Origin of the sequence: Pseudomonas reactans (assembly GCF_013387025.1) — a bacterium.
Lineage (GTDB): Bacteria > Pseudomonadota > Gammaproteobacteria > Pseudomonadales > Pseudomonadaceae > Aquipseudomonas > Aquipseudomonas reactans.
Genome location: NZ_JACAQP010000018.1, coordinates 118,320 through 136,888 on the forward strand (window position 1 = coordinate 118,320; position 18,569 = coordinate 136,888).

Here is an 18,569-nt window from a genome sequence, read left to right on the forward strand (position 1 = left end):
GCCTAAAGGGCCGTGCCAGAAAAAATGCCTTTTCTAGGTCGCTGAAAAGGATAAATGTCAGCGTCACGCGCCCGTTTTCAAAAAATTACCGAGCGCCGGATACGCACAATTGATCGGCAACGAAACGCACATTTCACGGAGCTGATCATGAAAGTATTGGTGTTGGGCGCAGGACTCGCAGGCATACCCGCAGCGTATTACCTGGCAAGGGACGGCCATGAGGTCACGGTCATTGACCGTCAACCCGAGGCCGCGATGGAAACCAGTTTTGCGAACGGCAGCCTGCTGTGCCAGGGCCACTCTTACCCGTGGGCCAGCCCGGCGGCTCCCGGCATCTTGGCCAAATCGTTGTTCCGAAATGACCAGGCGCTGCGCATCGCCCCTCGCCTCGACCCGAGGCTGTGGTCCTGGCTATTCAAGTTTCTCTGTGAATGCCCACGCGCCCGTGCAAACCAGCACGCGGCGACCCGATTGCGTCTGGCCTCCTATTCCCAGGCGGTCATGCGCGAGGTGGTCCAGGACACCCGGATCGAATTTTTCCACACGGACAAGGGCTTGCTGTACGTCTATCGAACCCAGCACTGCATGGATGAAGGGTTACGCCAGATGCGCGTCCTGGAGCAAGCCGGCTTGCCGATCGAGGTCGTTTCCAGCGCGCGTGTAGCGCAATTGGAACCCGCGCTCAAACCAATAGCCAGCCGCTTGGTGGGCGGCGTCTTCGTGCCTTCCGATGGCACCGGCGACGCGCGTTTATTCACTGTCGAATTGGCGCGCGCGTGCGCCGCGCGTGGGGTCAATTTCATGTACAACACCCAGGTGCTTGGGCTGGATATCGAGCGCAACGAGGTGCGTGCCGTCAGCACCTCGAAAGGCGTGATTGCCGCCGATGCAATCATTGTGGCAATGGGGGCCTACTCATCGATTCTGCTGCGCCGATACGGCGTCAACATCGATGTGTTCCCGGTCAAAGGCTACTCCATGACCGTCCCCATCCGCCGCCCCGAAGAGGCGCCCACACTGGGCGGGTTGGATGAAGACAATCTCCTGGCCTTCTCCGTATTGGGAAATCGTCTGCGACTGACCGCTACCGCCGAATTCACCGGCTATGACATGCGCCTTTCGAGAGACGACTTTCGCTACATGACCCAGGCCGCCAAGGACCTGTTTCCGACCCTATGCGATTACGCCCAGGCTGAGCTCTGGTGTGGCCTGCGCCCGGCGACACCCGACGGCAATCCGCTGTTTGGGCCGACGCAGATCCGCAACCTGTTCCTGAATACCGGCCACGGTTCCCAGGGCTGGACGATGGCGTGCGGCAGCGGAAAGATCACCGCCGACCTGGTTGCCGGCCGCACGCCCGACATTGATATGAGCGGGTTGCTGTACCAGTAAGCATCGCTTGAACCTACTGCCTGCCATAGGAAAACGTCGCCTGTTTATCCTACCTGGCCTGTGTAGTTCGCGCAGTGCCCACTGGTTACTCTGAACGTGAGTCAACGTGGAGGTCTGCCATGCCATTAGCCCTGATTGAAAGCTGCCGCACGCGTACGGACGACGAAGTAGCGCACCTGCTGCAAGCCGTCTATGAAGCACAACTGGCGGCCTTCAATGTGCCGCCGTCCGATCGCCAATCAAGGTATGTCGAACACAGTCCCAAATGGGTCCTTACCCCGCCGGACAGTTCGGACAACTTCATCCTGATAACGATCCAGATGTTTCCTGGGCGCTCGGCCATCGCCAAGCAGGTTTTCTACCAGGAAATCCTCAAACGCCTTGGCGCGCTGGGCATTCATGAGGTGGATGTGTTTATCGGCCTGCATGAATCGCCAGTTGAAAACTGGTGTATCCGCAACGGCCGACCGGCGCCCTGAAGGCATCAATCAAACACTCGACGATCATCAATAAACAGCTTTCGCTGCAGGGCTGCGCCTGCGCGCGAACAGCCCTGTGTACGGGGAGATAAAATGTCTTTAGCAATCGAGAACAAAACGCTGCTGCTCCAAATGAACTTCATCAATGGCGACTGGTGCGAGGCGTACAACAGACAGGTTCTGCCGGTGATCAACCCGGCGACCGGCGAGGTCTACGCCACGGTTCCAGACAGCGATGCCATTGACGCCAAGGCGGCAGTCGACGCGGCGGCGGCAGCGTTCATCACCTGGAAAAATGTTCCGGCCAAGCAGCGCGCCACTATCCTCAAACGTTGGAATGACCTGATTCTGGCGAATGCGCAGGACCTGGGGAAAATCATTTCCTCAGAGCAAGGCAAGCCACTGGCGGAAGGTGTAGGTGAAGTCGCCTATGCAGCCAGTTACGTGGAATGGTTCGCTGAGGAAGCGACACGCGCCAATGGGGAAATCATCCCCTCACCGGCCACGGGACGGCGCCTGACGGCTCATAAAGAGCCCGTGGGGATCATCGCCGCGATCACTCCGTGGAATTTCCCGGCAGCGATGATTGCACGCAAGATCGCACCGGCCCTGGCGGCGGGCTGCACCGTTGTGTGCAAGCCGGCCGCAGAAACGCCGTTGACGTCCCTGGCGTTGGTGAAGCTGGCAGAACTGGCCGGTGTTCCGCCTGGGGTGCTGAACATCGTGGTGACTGCCAAATCCAAGGAGGTAGCGGATGTGTGGCTGGACGACCCGAGGGTGCGCAAGATTACCTTCACCGGCTCGACCCCGGTGGGCAAACACCTCGCCCGCGAGTCCGCGGATACGCTGAAAAAACTCTCCCTGGAGCTGGGTGGCAATGCGCCGTTCATTGTGTTTGATGACGCCGCGTTGGACGCCGCCATTGAGGGCCTGATGGTGGCGAAGTTCCGCAACGGGGGTCAGACCTGCGTATGCCCTAACCGCATCTACGTGCAGGAGGGTGTTTACGAGGAGTTCGTCGACAAGCTGACAGCCCGCGTCGCCGCGCTTGTGGTCGGCCCTGCGACCAACCCTGCCGCGCAGATCGGCCCGATGATCAATGCCAAGGCCATCGAAAAAATCGAAAGTCATGTGGCTGACGCAGTGAGTCGTGGCGCTCGCATCACCACAGGCGGCCAACGCATTCAGACCCGTGAATGCTCAAGCGACACCTACTATGCGCCCACCGTATTGGTCGATGTGGACAAGCACTCAAGGTGTTTCCTGGAGGAAACCTTTGGCCCAGTGGCGCCGATCACCCGCTTCGCCACCGAAAGCGAAGTGCTGGAATGGGCCAATGACTCACCGTTCGGCCTGGCTGCGTACTTCTATACAACTGACCTGCGCAGGGTCACCCGGGTCGCCGAAGCCCTTGAGTGCGGCATCGTCGGCATCAACGAAGGCGCGCTGGCCGCCGAGGCCGCGCCCTTTGGCGGGGTGAAAGATTCAGGTTATGGCCGAGAAGGCTCTACCCACGGTCTGGAAGAGTACATGCACATCAAATACACCTGCCAAGGCGGACTGGATTGACTCATCACGCTTGACCGACCGCTGTCTCAGCGGCGACCGCAAGCGCTATCAACGCGGGCATCCATCGGGTGCCCGCTTCATTTTGGAGTATTTATGCACGACCTCGATCGCTTGCTACGCCAGGACCGTCATTGGGTTCACCCTGTTACCGCACTGCTGCAACATGAGGCCCAAGGACCCTGCATCTGGAAATCGGCAGACGGCATTCATCTCACCGACATACATGGCAAGCGTGTTCAAGATGCGTTCTCCGGGCTGTGGTGCGTGAATGCCGGCTACGGGCAACCCTCCATTGTGGAGGCCGCCAGGCGCCAACTGGAAACACTGCCCTACGCCACGGGTTATTTTCATTTCGCCAGCGAGCCCGCGATCGAACTGGCCGCTCGCTTGACGTCATTGGCACCTGAAGGGCTCACTCGCGTGGTGTTCGGCCAAGGCGGCTCGGACGCCGTCGATACGGCGATTCGCTTGGTGCGGTACTTCTTCAACGCCACAGGCCGCCCCGAGAAGAAGCATTTCATTGGACTGCAGCGCGGTTACCACGGCACCTCGTCCAACGGTAGCGGGTTAACCGCGTTGCCGCTGTTCCACCGTTATTTCGACGTACCCACGTCTGATCAGCATCACATCCCCTCCCCTTACCCCTTTCGGCACCCGCAAGGCCCTGACGACGCGAACGTATTGTGCAGCACCGTCAAGGCCCTGGAAGACACAGTCACCGCGATCGGCGCACACAATGTGGCGGCCTTCATCTGTGAGCCGATTCAGGGTTCTGGTGGCGTCATCGTACCGCCCGGCGGTTTTTTGAAAGCCATGCGCGACACCTGCGATCGGCTAGGGATCCTGTTGATCGTCGATGAGGTGATCACCGGGTTTGGCCGGACCGGCCCGATGTTCGCGTGCGAAGCCGAAGGTGTGAGCCCGGACCTGATGACACTCGCCAAAGGCCTGACCTCGGGTTACGCGCCGATGGGCGCAACCCTGATCTCAGAACACATCTACGCCGCACTCGCAGAAGCCGGCAAGGACGGCACGGCCCTGGGCCATGGACAAACCTACGCGGGACACCCCGTGAGTGCGGCGATCGCCAACGCCACCCTCGACCTTTACTTGGAGGGCGGCCTGTTGGCCAACGGCCTGCAGGTCGGCGCGTATTTTCAACAACAGCTAAAACAGCTGGAGTCCCTGGACTGCGTCGGCGAAGTGCGCGGCCGAGGGATGTTGGCGGCGCTGGAGTTCGTGGCGGACAAACACACCAATGCCAAGCCTGCCGCCACGCTGCAGTTCGGCCAGCAGGTGCTCAAGCACGCCTTTGCAGAGGGCTTGGTGTTCAGAGCCTTTGCCGACGACATCCTCGGTTTCGCGCCGTCATTGAATTACACCAAGGCCGATATCGACACCCTGTTGGCTATCTTGAAATACGCTATCGAGAAGGCTGCCGCCAGCGCGCGGTAACAAGCAAAAGCCCAGGCCGCTGGACGGCCTGGGCTTTTTTTGTTCGCATTGCGTTCGTCAGTGACGTGCTTCCTGGACCACCCTGTCAGGCACCCAAGACTGCGAAGGACTTCGGCGTTTGACGATCAACCCGGTGATCACCACCAACGCCGCCAACCCCGCCGTCGCAATGACCTCGCCCTGATGGGCCGGCAAGGTCAACATGACGCCCAGCGCACCGACGATGAACACAATGACCGCCCAGGTCAGACCTGGATAAAGCCACATCCTGAAACCGATGCGGTGCCCATGGGCCACCAGCTTTTTACGCATGCGCAATTGCGAAATGGCAATGACCAGGTAAACCAGCAATGCCACCGCGCCCGACGTCGCCAACAAAAACGAAAACAGGCGCTCAGGAGCAAAATAGTTGATCACTGTGGTGACACAACCAATGGCCGTACTCGCTATCACCGCCTGGCGCGGCACTTTCGCAAGCGTGGTCGCCCTCAGGAACCCAGGTGCCTCACCACGCTTGGCCAAGGCAAACAACATGCGTGACGCAGTATAAATTGCCGAGTTCAGGCAACTGGCGACCGCAACCAGCACCACCACATCGACGATAAACTTCGCGTTGGGAATTTGCAGGTATTCCAGTGCACGTTGATACGAACCCACCACCGCCAAGGCCGGATCGTTCCAGGGAACGATCGACACGATCATGAAAATCGAGACGATGTAAAACAAGCCAATCCGCCAGATCACCGAATTGGTAGCCCGTGCAATCTGTTTGCTGGGGTTGTGCGACTCCGCCGCCGCGATGGTGACGATTTCGGTGCCCATGAAGCTGAACATGGTGGTCAGCAAAGCTCCCAGCACCGGCGCATAGCCGTTGGGGGCGAACCCGCCGTGGTTGCTGATGAGCGTGCCGATACCACTGACCGTGCGGTCCGGCAGACCACCCACCAATGCGATGGCACACACCACGATAAAGGCAATGATTGCCAGCACTTTCGCCAAGGCAAACCAGAACTCGAACTCACCGTAGCGGGCAACACTGTACAGGTTGGTCAAAGTCAGACCACAGGTGATGGACAGCGCAAAAATCCACGTATCAACGGTAGGAAACCAACTGTGCAGAATGGCGGCGGCGGCAATCGCCTCAAGGGGAATCACCAGCACCCAGAACCACCAGTAGAGCCAGCCAATGGTAAATCCGGCCCAGGGGCCAATGGCGCGGTTGGCGTAAGTGGAAAACGAGCCCGTATCCGGAGATGCAACGGCCATCTCGCCCAGCATCCGCATGACCAGTACCACCAGGGTTCCCGCCGCCAGATAGGACAGCAACACGGCTGGCCCGGCCGCTGCAATCGCATGCCCTGACCCGACAAAAAGCCCCGCACCGATGACACCGGCAATCGATAACATTGTGACGTGCCGCTGTTTGAGTCCGGGCGCAAGCGACGATCCCGCCTGCCCCCCTGCTTCGTGGGAAGTGTGTATCTTCGACATAGTTTCACCATTGTTTTTATTAGGCAGGTTGTGAAGTTTTTGGCGCGCGAAAGCGCTCTCTTATTGTTTTAGAGTTCTCCCATTACCCGGTTGAAGTGTCACTCAGGCACTTACGTGGTCCGTCTCCCTGACCTGCTCACCCTCCTGTTTCGGTTCCACTACCGTGGTGCGAAATGCATTGGCAAGGCTCGCTGCCAAATCCCATCCATACGTGTTTGAGCGCCCGGTTATCCAGGTCAATTCGTTGTGCATCAGGATGGGAATCGCACCCAACTCCGTCAGCACGCCGAGGGTCGCCACGGTTTGCGCAAGTTGCACGTCGCCGCCTGACCGCCCCCGCTCAACCACCAGTTGTGCCCCGACCAGATGCGCCGCGCCGAGCATCGCGACCCACTGTGCAATCACCCTGGTCTGCCCTATCAATGCCGAGGGCGAAACCAGCGTGCGATTGGCCTGCACTGCGTTGTTCGCCTGAACAACCAGCACCGGCTTCATGCCTTTGGCCAGTAGTTTCAATAACGCCTCCAGGCCACGCTTAAACCCTTCCAGTTGCAACTCGTTGTTATTAACCAGTGCAGCCAGATCAACTTTGAGGATCGCAATTTCGCGCACGCGTCTGTTTCCTTTCCGTCAAGGGACCAAAGAAGTGTGCAGGGGGGTACGGCTACACGCCCTCAACGCAGTACCTTCGCCAGATACTCCGCCAAATGCAGCGGCTGATGCCCGCTGACGTTGCGTATCTGCCCCCGGCAACTGAAACCGTCAGCCACCACCCAGGCGTCGTCGGGCAACCTGTCCAGGTGCGGCTTGAACTCCTGTTCACCAATGGTCCGGGCAATAGGTGCGCTTTTTCGATGGTAACCGTAGGCCCCCGCCACCCCGCAGCAGCCCGCCGGGATGAGACCGCCCTTGTCACCCAATTGCTTGAGCACCGCTTGCTCAGCCCCCAGCCCACCACACGCTTTCTGATGGCAGTGCCCATGGATACGCACATCGTCGCCGATGCTCGGCAGCTCAATGCCCTGTTGCTGAATCAGCTCGCTGAGGGTTACCAGCGATTGGGTCATCTGCCTGGCCCTTGGGTCCTCCGGGAACAATCCGGGCATTTCATCCCTGAACACGGACAGGCAACTCGGCTCCAGCACCACAATCGGAATCCCCTCGCTCAGCGGCTGTGCCAATTGCGTGAGGATCGCTTCCAGATTCGCCTTGGCTTGATCCAGCATGCCGACGTCGTAGTAAGGGCGGCCACAGCACACATGGCGCTGCATGAGCTGGACGTGGAACCCCAGCTTCTCCAGCACCTCGACCCCGGCCTCGAGGACAGCTGGCGTGAAGCCATTGTTGAAGCTGTCCACCCAGAGCAGGACGCTGCTGGCCGAAGCCCTATCCGGGCGCCTCAACAGGCGCTTGGCGGTCTTGCCGGCCCTGAAGCTTTCACCGGCAATCCTGGGGAACTTGACGCTCGGCGCCAAGCCAAACCACGCGCCGGCCGTCCTGAATAACGGGTTGCCCATGGCGTAGTTGAGGATCGGTGAAACCTTGGTCGCAACGGGTAGCCAATCGCCGATACGGCCGATCATGGCATCCATGAGTGAGCGCGAATTCTGCTGGTAGTGCCGGTACAGAAATTCGGCTTTATAGCGGGCGATATCGACATTGGTCGGGCAATCCGACTTGCACCCCTTGCACCCGAGGCACAGGTCCAGGGAGTCCTTGATGTCCTTGTTGTTCCAGTCGTCCTGGATGACATCCCCCTTGAGCAACTCGAAAAACAAGCGCGCCCGGCCACGCGTGGAGTAACGCTCCTCGCGGGTAGCACGGAAACTGGGGCACATGGTGCCACCCTCCGGCGACCGGCATTTACCCATACCGATACAACGCTCGGTCTCGCGGGCAAATCCCTTGTCACCCAGACGCACGTCGTAGGTGAACAAACTGCTGACCTCCTTGCGCACGTAATCCGGCCCCATGCGCAAGTGGGCATCCACCGGCATGGCGTGGATCAATTTGCCGGGGTTCATCTTGTTCAGGGGGTCCCAGAGGGCCTTGAAGTCCGCCAGCGCCTGCATGATGGTTTCACCGTACATGATCGGCAGGTACTCGCCCTTGGCCTGGCCATCTCCATGCTCGCCGGACAAGGAACCGCCATAACGCACCACCAGGTGGGCCGCCTCATCCAGGAAGGCGCGCCAAGTTTCAATGCCCTGCGTCGATTTAAGGTCGAACGTGATGCGTGAGTGAATGCAACCATCACCAAAGTGACCGTACAGGTTAGTCTTGTAGCCGTAGCTGGCGACGATCCTGGAAAACTCACGCAAGTACTGACCCAGCAAATGCGGCTCAACGGCCGCGTCTTCCCACCCCACGGTTGGATCAGGCTCATTGGGGTCCAGGCCCAGGGAAGTGGCCGATGCGCCGGTCTCGCGAATGGTCCAGATACGATTCATCAAGACCGGGTCGGTAACCAGCCGCACACTGGGCCGACCGGGCAATAACCCGGCAATATCCCGCGCCCGAGTGGCCGCCGCCAGCACATCAGCCTCATCGGTGGCGCCGAACTCGACCATCAGCCAGGCATTGCCGGCCGGCAACTGGGCGATATCGTCGACCTTCATGCCCCGCTCAAGCAGCCCGCCAATGATGCCGTCGTCCAAGCCTTCCATGGCGATGGGTCCCAACGGCAGCAACTGCGGGACCGAATCCGCCGCCAGGAAAATATCCTCGTAGCCGAACACCACCAGTAGTCGATGGGTCGGGTTCTTGACCAGCACGGTTTCGGCCTGGAGCACCGTCACGCAAGTGCCCTCCACCCCAACCAGTGCTCGTGCGATATTGAAGCCGTTTTCCGGCAGCAATTGATCCAGGTTATAGCCGGACACCCGACGTTTGATCGACGGGAAGCCCCCGCGGATATCATCGCCATACTGGTCAGCCAAGGCCTTGAGCCCACGCACGATCTCGGCACGCCGTCCACCGGCCGCCAGGTGTTCCTGATACTGCGCCTCGTCCGTAGGGCCTACCCAGAATCGTTCACCGTCGTAGGTGAGGATTTCCAGGCGCTCCACGTTCTCGACGGTTTTCCCAGCCATCACCGAGTGCGCACCGCATGAGTTGTTGCCAATCATGCCACCCAGGGTGCATCGGCTATGGGTGGCGGGGTCCGGGCCGAAGGTCAGCCCATGTTGCGCGGCGGCCGTCTTGAGCTGGTCGCAAATAACCCCCGGTTCAACCCGCGCGATCCGCCGCTGGGCATCGATGTCGATGATGCGGTTCAGGTACTTGGAGGTGTCGATAATGACTGCCGCATTCACCGACTGACCACACATCGAAGTACCGGCGCCCCGTGGCAGCAAGGGCAGGTTTGCCTCCCGGCACAGACGCATCGCCACAACAATATCCTCGATGGATTTGGGTACCACTACGCCGATTGGCAACTGACGATAATTGGAGGCCTCGGACGCGTAGACGGCACGGGTCGCCGCATCGAAACGAACGTCGGCATTCGTCTGCGACTCCAGTTGCGTGCGCAGCTTGAGCAACACGTTCAGGTCAATGATGGATGCGGCGGTACTGGAGGTCATAAGGCTGCCTATTATTGTGTCAGCGGCTACGCATGGGAGGCGTCATCCTATGCATAGCCGAGGGTCGTCTCCACGACTGAAAAGTAGGAACAAAACACCCCTCTTTCCTGCTTCAAGCGTGAACCGGGTCGGTACGGGAAAGGCCCTTTCAGCGCGGCTGGCGATAACCGAGCATGACCCCGAGAAAGCTGAAACCGGCGGCGAACATCACGTAGAAGGCCGGCGCGGTCGGCGTGCCCGTGGTCTGTATCAGCCACGTCAGGATCAGTGAGGCGAAGCCGCCAAAGGTCATGACCGCCAGGTTGTAGGCCACTGACAGCCCGGTTGAAAGCACCTTGGTCGGGAACGTTTCGGACAACGCCGCCAGAATCGGCCCGGTGTAGGTCGCGATCAATACCCCGAAGACCGCTTGGAAGATGCACAGCGTCAGCAAGGATGGCTGCGAAACGATCATCGTAAACAAGGGCCAGGCCAGCACCAGCATCGCCGCCGACGCGCCACCCAGCAACCACTTGCGCCCGACCTGATCGGACAACCAGCCGATGATGGGCGAACAGAGGGAGATCACGCTGCCGCCAACGATCGCCGCCATGAAGGAGGCCGATTGAGGAAGCTGCAAAACCCTGACCGAATAGGTCGGCATGTAGAACAGAATGACGTAGATGCACACCGTCCATAGCACCACCATGGCAAAACTGGCGAACGCTTGCTTGGGGTATTCGCGAATGACGTCTTTGAAAGGTGTCTCGGACTTTTCACTGTCTTCAAGAAAGGCGGGAGACTCGTCCAGGTTGCGGCGGATGAAATAGCCAATCGGGCCAATCAGCAAGCCGAACAGGAACGGAATTCGCCACCCCCAACTCTCGACCTGTTCAGGGGACAGATTGAGGGTGATCCCGGTGCCAAAACAGGCGCCTACCAGTACGGCAAAGCCGATGCTGGTCTGGATCCAGCTGGAGTAATAGGCCTTTTTGCCTGGAGGCGCATGCTCGGTCAGGTACGCCGTGGCCGTGCCCATCTCGCCGCCTGCCGAGATGCCTTGCAACAGCCGTGCGAACACAATGATGCACGGCGCCGCGATGCCAATCTGCGAGTAGGTGGGCGCCAGTCCGATCAGCGCCGTGCCGATCCCCATCAGAATAATGGTCAGGGACAACGCGCCTTTGCGGCCGTACCGATCCGAATAGATACCGATCAGCACCCCGCCCACCGGTCGCACCAGGAAACCCACGCCGAAGGTCGCCGCCGAGAGCATCAGCGAGGTCACATCGTTGCCCGTAGGGAAAAACAACTTGCCGATGGTAATGGCGAAAAAGCCATACACCATGAAGTCAAACCACTCAAAACCATTGCCCAATACCGTTGCAACAATTGCCTTGCGGCGCATAGAGACATGCGCCGGAGAATGGACTGCTAGCGATGCTGTAGTCATGACGCCTCCGAGCTTTCGGCGAATCGCGTAGGCGACCACGCCGTGCCCATCTTGTTGTTGGATGTGCCGATATTTGGCCCACTCCAGCCACACCGGCGTCACCCAAGCCAAGTAGGAAAAAAAGCGCCGCGAATACCACCTGAAGTAGGAGAACCCAAGCGTCGCGCAACTCTATGCTGACACCACACGTTGCGATGACGTGACTCAATAACAATCCGGGCCCGCGCTCATCCAACTGTCGGATGCAGGAGCGAGGCCCTGGGAGGTCCCGTGAAAGAAACCGTCACCCCCGCCTTCGAAGTGGGCGAAGAAATGGTCGCAGGCTTTGCGAAAAAAGGGCTTGGCCAGGTCATCCCCGCCACCACCAACGATCGGGGCCTGGGCCCATTCCAGCGCCTGGTGCTGCGCGGTGCCACGGTCATTGACGGTACAGGCGCGCCGCCATGGGGCCCTGCCGACATCGTGATCGAAGGCAAACGTATTGTTGAAATCGCCGCCGTCGGCGTGCCCGGCCTGCCCATCAACCCGCTGCGGCGACCGGCCAGTGGGGCCCACGAAATCGACTGCACCGGCAAGTTCATCACACCGGGTTTCATCGACTGTCACGCGCATATCGGCACGCCCTTTCATGCCGAAAATGGCGAAATGCTTGCTGCGGATTACGCTTATAAGCTGTGGCTGGCCCATGGGGTGACGTCCGTTCGTGAGGCAGGTTGTATGAATGGCCTGGCCTGGACCTGCGAGCAGAAGGCGGCATCCGCAGAAAACCGTATTGCGGCACCTCATCTGTACCCTTACGCCTACTTCCCCGCCGTCAATGATTACCTGAAAGCCATCCATACCCCCGAGCAGGGCCGCGCATGGTTGCGCCAGGTGAAGGACAAAGGCGCTGACGGCGTCAAGTTCTTCGGTGCCTCCCCCGCTGTCATGGAAGCCGCGCTCGACGAGGCGCAGAAGCTGGGGTTACGCACCTGTTGCCACCACGCGCAGCTCTCGGTTGGCCGGATGAATGCACTGCGAACCGCCAAGTGGGGCCTCACCAGCACCGAGCACGCCTACGGATTGCCCGAAGCGTTGCTGGAGGGCCGCACGCTTGCTCTGGTCGACGATGACTACAACTACAACGACGAATACCTGCGCTTCGCCACGGCGGGACAGACGTTCCTGCAAGCGGCCAAGCCGGGCAGCCCAAAGTGGAACCAGGTACTGGATGAATTCCTGCAGGTCGGCCATACGTTCGTCCCGACGATGAACGTTTACGACGCCAACCGCGACCTTATGCGCGCACGCCGGGCCGAATGGCACGACCAGTACACCGACCGCACCACCTGGCGTTATTTCCAACCTCAACGGGGTGGGCACGGCGCCTATTTCTATCGCTGGTCGCTCAAGAACGAACTCGAATGGAAAGAGAGCTTCACGATCTGGATGCAGTTCCTCAACGACTTCAAAAACAAGGGCGGCCGTGTGTGCCCCGGCAGTGATTCCGGATTCATGTTTCAGATCTATGGGTTCGGCTTCATCCGGGAGCTGGAGCTGTTGCAGGAAGCCGGTTTCAGCGCATCGGAAGTATTGCGCGCCGCCACCTTGCACGGCGCGCAACTGCTGGGTATCGAGGATGAGACGGGCACACTGGAAGCCGGCAAGCGCGCCGATATCCTGATCCTGAATCAAAACCCCATGACTGATTTCAAGCTGCTGTATGGCACTGGTGCATTGCGGCTGAACGATGACACACGGTCATTGGAACAGCGCTGTGCGCTGGAAACGACGATCAAGGCCGGCGTCTTGTTTGAGGTGGCCGACCTCTTGGCCGATGTCCGCCAGATGGTGGCGCACACCTGGAAAGACGGACTGCGCGATGGCCAGTAACGATCACCGCACGCCTTGGGATCAGACCCACTTCATCATCCTTGCCGGCGCACTGGGCAGCGGCAAGACCACCCTGCTTGAAGCGTTCATCAACGCGCCTGGCATGAGGGCGACGACGGCGGTCATCATCAATGAAGCCGGTGCGATCAACATAGACGGCGCCATCCTTTCGGATTCGGCCAAAGGGTTGGCGATGGCCACATTGAGCAATGGATGCGTCTGTTGCTCGCTGACCAATGACCTGGTGTTCACAGTGGAAGAGCTGATCGCCAGCCGCGCCAACGCAGACTTGCCTCCCCTGACCACCCTTGTCCTGGAATGCAGCGGGCTTTCAAAACCGGGGCCAATCATTCGCTCACTGACCGGACTGGCTGAGTTACGCATGCGCGTCAGTGTGGTCTCGACCCTTGACTGCAGCCGGGAGGTTGGTGCGGGCGGTGATGCAGAAGCTGAGTTCGCGCAACTGGCAGCGGCACAGACGATTGTATTGACCAAAGTGGATGGGGTGTCCGATGACGCCCGTGAGCAATACGCTGACAGCATCCGATACTTCAACCCGTTCGCTACGGTCATCAACGAGACCGAGCCCGCGTGCAGGCTGGCGTGGACCCGCTTCAACGAGAGAAATGAGCGTCCCCTTCCACCCATCAGCCGGATCACCTCGCAGGCAGTACAGCATCCCCGCATCAACGTGTTTCATGCACGGCTGGCTAATCCGGAGTGGGAAGATGTGCAGGATTGGCTGGAGAACGTCGCAGGGGTACTGGGGGAGCGCCTGTTGCGTATAAAAGCCCTGGTGAACGACCCACATGACGGTTGTGTGCTGCTGCAAAGCGTGGGCAGTACCTTCTCGGCGGCGCGGCGTTTGCAGCAGACCTCGACACAGGCGACGTCTGTGGTTTTCATCGTTCGCGACAGTGATGTGTCCGTACTTGCCAACATCGAGACACTCATGACGGTCAGCTGGGGCTCACTGGACGAGAGATCGCTGGGCGATTGTCAGTAGCACACCAAAACTCACCAGCAGGCCACCAAACACCCGGTCAATCCAATGCCGTGCGGCCAGCAGCTTCTCACGCACCCTCCCGGCGGAGAAGCACAGCGCGACCAGGCTGAACCACGCGACGTGTGCCCCCGCGATAAACACGCCATAGGCCATCTGCACGGCTACGCCCGTCTCCGGTCGCACCACCCCCATGAACAGACTGACAATGAAAATCGCGGTTTTAGGATTCAACGCATTGGTCAGAAACCCGGTACGCAGCGCCGCCAGATCGGACAGGGCCGGCGCCGGTGCCTCGGCATGCTCACGTGCTGGCGTGGCACGCAACATGTTGATGCCCAGGTAGACAAGATACGCCGCCCCAGCCAACTTCAATGCCGTGAACAGCCAAAGGCTTTGTTGAAGCACCCACCCTAGCCCTAGCAGCGTATAGCCCACATGTACCAGCACACCCATTCCAATTCCCAGTGCCGTGAAAACGCCCGCGCGCCGGGACAGTAGCAACCCGTTGCGAGACACCATGGCAAAATCCGGCCCCGGGCTGAGGCACGCCAACAGTGTAAGGGTGATTACTGCTATCCATTCGTTCATGGTGTACCTTGACAAATATCGATCATAGCCCATGATTCTTCCAAACTCTAACGACAGGCACTAACGATGTTTTCTAAAGAAAAAGGTGATTCTGAATCGTCTATTTCTGACCAGCGCATGCCCTCTTTGCTTGCCCTGCGCTGCTTCGAATCTGCCGGGCGGTTTGAAAGCTTTGCCCGTGCGGCAGAGGAATTGCACCTGACGCCCGGCGCCATCAGCCGCGCGGTGCGCTTGCTTGAAGAAGACTTGGGCGCTGACCTGTTCGACCGGCGTAACCGCAAGGTTTTTCTAACGGAGACCGGAAGACGCCTCGCGAAGGCGGTCAGCGAAGGGTTTGGATTGATGAGCCACACCGTGCGCGAGATCCGCACCGAATCCCGCCGCGCACGACAGCTTGTTCTATCCTGCGAACCCACCCTGTTGATGCGCTGGCTGATCCCGCGCTGGAGCGACTTCCAGGCACGTTACCCAGGGCGGGACATTCATTTGGTGGCGGGCGGTGGCCCGTTTTCGTTCGACCAGGGCATCGACCTCGCCATCCGGCGTGACGACTTCCCCCGCACTCCCGGCTATCACGCAGTAGCGCTATTCCAGGAAAAGGTTGGCCCTGTCTGTCGGCCGGATAAAGTCAGTGCGTGGTTCGACCCAAGCAAGGGCATTCTGCACCCATCGGCTCCACGGCTTCAGACGAAAAGCCGGCCAACGGCGTGGCAGGAATGGGCAACGGCAAGAGAACTGCCGACCCCAGTCGTGGAGACGCAAGTATTTGAGCACTTTTACTTCAGCATCCAGGCGGCTGTAGCAGGTCTCGGGGTTGCCATCGGCCCCTGGCATTTAGTGCGCGACGATCTCGAGAACGGCGTGTTGGCTGCGCCCTTGGGATTCGTTGAAGACGGCTCAAACTATTGCCTGCTGTCTTTGGCTGAGCCGGAGAAAGGCAGCGTGGAAATGGCGCTGCTTGAATGGTTGCAGACGGTGGGCTGATCAAGTCGCGGAGAGGTATCAAGGTGCGCCAATGATTGCTCCCCTCCTTCCACTGCAAAAAACAGCATCGCAGCACGCACTCTAAGGATCGCCTGATTTTCTCAGGTGCGCGTGATCGATAGGGTGGCCGTCCATCTTTTCCACCATCACGGCCGCAAACAAAATGTGCGTTTCAAAAAAACAACGCCGACTGCGTGTACTGTTGAATACCGCAGCCGTAATAATTTTTGCTTATTCAACGGATACATTGGCCGCGAATTGTTCTTTCACCCAAGGGAAAACGTTCACAGCTAACTACGCAGCTGCACCGGTTGCCTTGACGGTCCCTCGAGATGCGCCTGCAGGCACGGTGGTTTATCAAGAATCCATCACAGCGCCACAGCAAGGTTTCAACTGCCCTAGCTCATCGCCGTTTATCTTTAGCCTGAACCCGACATTCGGTAGCGTTACCACTGGCAATACCTTTCCCCTAGGTAAAACAGGGCTATCACTCAAAGTCACGAATACCCAAAATGGTTATCTAACTGCAGATAGACTTCTCAGTGGGAGTTACTTGGACCCGGTCAGGACCTACACCCTTGAGATTATTAAGTCAGGTGAACTGTCATCGAAAAATGAGGTTCCCGCAGGCAATCTGGGGGCGCATCGGTACGGAGACCTTGACCTTGTGAGGATCAACCTGGCCAACCCGATCATCTTGAACGCCGCGTCCTGCGAGACCCCGGATGTCTCTGTTCAAATGGGCGATGACTATTACTTGCATGAATTCAGCACTGTGGGTGATACGTCTCAAGCCGTTAAATTCAACATTGGCCTTAACCAATGCCAGACCGGTATCCAGAAGGTCACTTATTCCCTTAAAGCCACTTCTCAAGTGATTGATCCGCAGCAGGGCATCGTAGCGTTGAACGCCAGCTCAACGGCCAAAGGCATCGGCCTGAAATTGATGAACGACAGCGGTCAACCCATCGCCCTGGGCACCACTTACCCATTCAATGGCTTCAATAGCACCGGCACCAGCTTCAACATCCCGCTTTCTGCGGCTTATTACCGGCTGGCTGATGGCGAGCTGAAAGCGGGCACTGCAAACGCATCGGTAACCTTTGTGATGAGCTATCTGTAGCACGCTCAGTGTCGGCACAGGCTGTGTCAAAACGCAAAAAGCCAATGCCCCGACAGGTCGGGGCATTGGCTTTTGTAGTCTTGGATTAACCCGCAGGGCTTTTAAGCCTTACGGGCCCACCTGACCTCTCTGGGCCAGGAAGCACCCGCAGCGGGTCTGCCTATATTATTTGGCTTGGCGAAGCACAAGCTGCGACAGACGAGTCTTCACGCGGAAGCAGAACTCACGAATTTGAAATTGATAGGCTGGCATGACCATATAGTTCAAATCAGCACCCAATGAGTCCTTGATTTCCATATATTTAGCGGTCTTGGCAGCAATAGCTTGGTATTCCGCCTCGTATTTAACGTAAGACGGCTTGTTGTAAACCTTCAAAACATCCAGCTCTTTACGGCATTGTTCAGCGCGGGTTGTTTCTGATTCTGGCTGAGCGGCTTCTGGAGCGGCGTGAACGGCGGTGTCAGCACTGGCGTTCGCAGGTGTATTGTCATAGCGCACAGTGTAATTGGGTGCTGGCGCAGGTGCGGCTTCAGGTGATGCTTCATGGACGACGGCAGGAGGTGGGGTCACTTCAGTTTTTTCTGGAGTTTTCGTAGCGCATCCCGCGAGGGCAAGTCCTACCACTACAACGATGCCACACATTTTATCCATCGGTTTCACCAAGAAGTAATTATGGTTGGCTGAGTCGTTAGGTTCTGGGTAAAAGCAATAGCTCACTCAATGATCGAGTGTAAATTTTCTACCAGACTCAAGGCGCTCAGCCTCTCTTCCTTGAGCGCACAGACGGGTAATAGTAGTAAAAAAACAAAGAGATGACGAGAAAAAGCTCGATCGCAGAGCAGATGCGAAGGTCAATGCGATTCGTGCAACCGCCAAGCCCTTCAAATAGGCAAAGGTAGTCAATAGCAACGGCCCTGAATGGGGCCGTTGTGATGCAGGGCATTAAGACTTGACCCAATCCAAGTCTACCGGCCCCTGGATACCATCAACCTGGCCCTTGCTGCTGTGTTGCCACCACTCCCAGCTTTTACCCTTGGCGCTCCAGGTTTGAGGCACTGTGGGCTGAGCCACTTCCCAATGGGCAATCCACAGCGGGCACTCACTGAAATCGTACTTGCGCCAGGCCACGCGGTTACTCCAGATGCTGGGAGAGGCGTAGATGTGCGGGTACGGCACCCGGCAGATGCTCGACGAGTTGATGCTCTGGCATGAGATAGAGGAAGTCGGCGAAGCGGTGCAACTGCTGGTGATCAACGCCAAGTCCGAGGATCTGCCACCGGCTCCGCCGAAAGTCAAAGGGCCGTCCGACATCATCCGCTACAACTTCCGGCAGGGAATGCGGGACTGATTGGCAGCACTCACCGCCGAACTGGGCGAGACGAAAGACCGCGCAACCATCTGGCGGCTGATCGCACACGCTCACTCGCTGGGCGCTGAGAAGTCCGCACCTCTATTCAAAATTAAGCGCCACGGTTACGAGATATCAGAAAACGTGGCGCGCAAATTACGTCAGGCAGGATTCGCCGAATCGCTCCAAATGAACGCCGATGACGACAGCAACGAATAACAATGATGCTCACTATCTCTGATAGTT

Annotated in this window: 17 protein-coding genes; 10 read left to right on the forward strand and 7 right to left on the reverse strand. The window is 58.7% G+C overall.

Annotated elements, in window-relative coordinates; genetic code table 11:
* The first annotated feature begins 147 nt into the window (after nt 1-147).
* The 4 genes from HX793_RS19455 to HX793_RS19470 all read left to right on the forward strand — a co-directional run bounded on the left by HX793_RS19455 (nt 148) and on the right by HX793_RS19470 (nt 4,895).
* The gene (locus HX793_RS19455) at nt 148-1,392 is read left to right on the forward strand and encodes a D-amino acid dehydrogenase (RefSeq protein ID WP_177096819.1); all 1,245 of its coding nucleotides are present in this window, start codon (nt 148-150) and stop codon (nt 1,390-1,392) included.
* Nucleotides 1,393-1,511: 119 nt separating this feature from the next.
* Entirely contained in the window at nt 1,512-1,871 is a 360-nt protein-coding gene (locus HX793_RS19460) for a tautomerase family protein (protein ID WP_016977329.1), read from the forward strand.
* 93 nt (nt 1,872-1,964) lie between these two features.
* The gene (locus tag HX793_RS19465; protein ID WP_177060520.1) at nt 1,965-3,440 is read left to right on the forward strand and encodes an NAD-dependent succinate-semialdehyde dehydrogenase; all 1,476 of its coding nucleotides are present in this window, start codon (nt 1,965-1,967) and stop codon (nt 3,438-3,440) included.
* A gap of 93 nt (nt 3,441-3,533) precedes the next feature.
* Nucleotides 3,534-4,895, forward strand: a complete 1,362-nt coding sequence (locus HX793_RS19470) for an aminotransferase class III-fold pyridoxal phosphate-dependent enzyme (protein ID WP_177096816.1) — start codon at nt 3,534-3,536, stop codon at nt 4,893-4,895.
* Nucleotides 4,896-4,952: 57 nt separating this feature from the next.
* Here the strand turns inward: HX793_RS19470 and gabP are convergent, their stop codons facing one another.
* The 4 genes from gabP to HX793_RS19490 all read right to left on the reverse strand — a co-directional run bounded on the left by gabP (nt 4,953) and on the right by HX793_RS19490 (nt 11,357).
* The gene (gabP, locus tag HX793_RS19475) at nt 4,953-6,386 is read right to left on the reverse strand and encodes a GABA permease (RefSeq protein ID WP_095015656.1); all 1,434 of its coding nucleotides are present in this window, start codon (nt 6,384-6,386) and stop codon (nt 4,953-4,955) included.
* A 102-nt stretch (nt 6,387-6,488) separates the two neighbouring features.
* Nucleotides 6,489-6,998, reverse strand: coding sequence for a hypothetical protein (locus HX793_RS19480; RefSeq protein WP_016977333.1), 510 nt, complete (start codon nt 6,996-6,998; stop codon nt 6,489-6,491).
* 62 nt (nt 6,999-7,060) lie between these two features.
* The gene (locus HX793_RS19485; RefSeq protein WP_177096814.1) at nt 7,061-9,970 is read right to left on the reverse strand and encodes an FAD-binding and (Fe-S)-binding domain-containing protein; all 2,910 of its coding nucleotides are present in this window, start codon (nt 9,968-9,970) and stop codon (nt 7,061-7,063) included.
* Between the two features lie 148 nt (nt 9,971-10,118).
* Nucleotides 10,119-11,357, reverse strand: a complete 1,239-nt coding sequence (locus tag HX793_RS19490; protein ID WP_177096812.1) for an MFS transporter — start codon at nt 11,355-11,357, stop codon at nt 10,119-10,121.
* A 315-nt stretch (nt 11,358-11,672) separates the two neighbouring features.
* Between HX793_RS19490 and HX793_RS19495 the strand changes: the two genes are divergently transcribed.
* Nucleotides 11,673-13,274 (forward strand): amidohydrolase family protein, encoded by a 1,602-nt coding sequence (locus HX793_RS19495; RefSeq protein WP_308936660.1) that lies wholly within the window; start codon nt 11,673-11,675, stop codon nt 13,272-13,274.
* Nucleotides 13,264-14,280 carry a CobW family GTP-binding protein gene (locus HX793_RS19500; RefSeq protein ID WP_177096810.1) on the forward strand — a complete coding sequence of 339 codons (1,017 nt, stop codon included), beginning with the start codon at nt 13,264-13,266 and terminating at the stop codon, nt 14,278-14,280. The genes HX793_RS19495 and HX793_RS19500 overlap by 11 nt, the downstream gene beginning before the upstream one ends.
* Here HX793_RS19500 and HX793_RS19505 read toward each other — a convergent pair.
* Nucleotides 14,245-14,868: a LysE family translocator gene (locus HX793_RS19505; protein WP_177096808.1), complete on the reverse strand. Its 624-nt coding sequence runs from the start codon at nt 14,866-14,868 to the stop codon at nt 14,245-14,247. The two genes, HX793_RS19500 and HX793_RS19505, sit on opposite strands and share 36 nt — an antisense overlap.
* A 66-nt stretch (nt 14,869-14,934) precedes the next feature.
* Here HX793_RS19505 and HX793_RS19510 point away from each other — a divergent pair, with 66 nt between their 5' ends.
* Together HX793_RS19510 and HX793_RS19515 are read left to right on the forward strand one after the other, a co-directional pair.
* Nucleotides 14,935-15,852 (forward strand): LysR family transcriptional regulator, encoded by a 918-nt coding sequence (locus tag HX793_RS19510; RefSeq protein ID WP_177096806.1) that lies wholly within the window; start codon nt 14,935-14,937, stop codon nt 15,850-15,852.
* 202 nt (nt 15,853-16,054) lie between these two features.
* Nucleotides 16,055-16,975 (forward strand): fimbrial protein, encoded by a 921-nt coding sequence (locus HX793_RS19515; RefSeq protein WP_256348295.1) that lies wholly within the window; start codon nt 16,055-16,057, stop codon nt 16,973-16,975.
* A 165-nt stretch (nt 16,976-17,140) separates the two neighbouring features.
* Here the strand turns inward: HX793_RS19515 and HX793_RS31010 are convergent, their stop codons facing one another.
* Entirely contained in the window at nt 17,141-17,626 is a 486-nt protein-coding gene (locus HX793_RS31010; RefSeq protein ID WP_218178778.1) for a YuaE family lipoprotein, read from the reverse strand.
* A gap of 291 nt (nt 17,627-17,917) precedes the next feature.
* Nucleotides 17,918-18,103, reverse strand: coding sequence for a glycoside hydrolase family 25 domain-containing protein (locus tag HX793_RS31355; protein WP_308936661.1), 186 nt, complete (start codon nt 18,101-18,103; stop codon nt 17,918-17,920).
* 31 nt (nt 18,104-18,134) lie between these two features.
* Between HX793_RS31355 and HX793_RS31015 the strand changes: the two genes are divergently transcribed.
* A complete protein-coding gene (locus tag HX793_RS31015; RefSeq protein WP_256354500.1) occupies nt 18,135-18,323 on the forward strand; it encodes a hypothetical protein in 189 nt (62 codons plus the stop codon).
* Nucleotides 18,324-18,542, forward strand: a complete 219-nt coding sequence (locus HX793_RS19530) for a hypothetical protein (protein ID WP_177096801.1) — start codon at nt 18,324-18,326, stop codon at nt 18,540-18,542.
* Nucleotides 18,543-18,569 lie beyond the last annotated feature (27 nt).

What these genes read in the sequence shown, in the direction of transcription:
- HX793_RS19455 (WP_177096819.1), top strand. Translation starts at nt 148, where the DNA reads ATGAAAGTATTGGTGTTGGGCGCAGGACTCGCAGGCATACCCGCAGCG.
- HX793_RS19460 (WP_016977329.1), top strand. Translation starts at nt 1,512, where the DNA reads ATGCCATTAGCCCTGATTGAAAGCTGCCGCACGCGTACGGACGACGAA.
- HX793_RS19465 (WP_177060520.1), top strand. Translation starts at nt 1,965, where the DNA reads ATGTCTTTAGCAATCGAGAACAAAACGCTGCTGCTCCAAATGAACTTC.
- HX793_RS19470 (WP_177096816.1), top strand. Translation starts at nt 3,534, where the DNA reads ATGCACGACCTCGATCGCTTGCTACGCCAGGACCGTCATTGGGTTCAC.
- gabP (WP_095015656.1), bottom strand. Translation starts at nt 6,386, where the DNA reads ATGTCGAAGATACACACTTCCCACGAAGCAGGGGGGCAGGCGGGATCG.
- HX793_RS19485 (WP_177096814.1), bottom strand. Translation starts at nt 9,970, where the DNA reads ATGACCTCCAGTACCGCCGCATCCATCATTGACCTGAACGTGTTGCTC.
- HX793_RS19490 (WP_177096812.1), bottom strand. Translation starts at nt 11,357, where the DNA reads ATGCGCCGCAAGGCAATTGTTGCAACGGTATTGGGCAATGGTTTTGAG.
- HX793_RS19500 (WP_177096810.1), top strand. Translation starts at nt 13,264, where the DNA reads ATGGCCAGTAACGATCACCGCACGCCTTGGGATCAGACCCACTTCATC.
- HX793_RS19505 (WP_177096808.1), bottom strand. Translation starts at nt 14,868, where the DNA reads ATGAACGAATGGATAGCAGTAATCACCCTTACACTGTTGGCGTGCCTC.
- HX793_RS19510 (WP_177096806.1), top strand. Translation starts at nt 14,935, where the DNA reads ATGTTTTCTAAAGAAAAAGGTGATTCTGAATCGTCTATTTCTGACCAG.
- HX793_RS31010 (WP_218178778.1), bottom strand. Translation starts at nt 17,626, where the DNA reads ATGGATAAAATGTGTGGCATCGTTGTAGTGGTAGGACTTGCCCTCGCG.
- HX793_RS31015 (WP_256354500.1), top strand. Translation starts at nt 18,135, where the DNA reads ATGTGCGGGTACGGCACCCGGCAGATGCTCGACGAGTTGATGCTCTGG.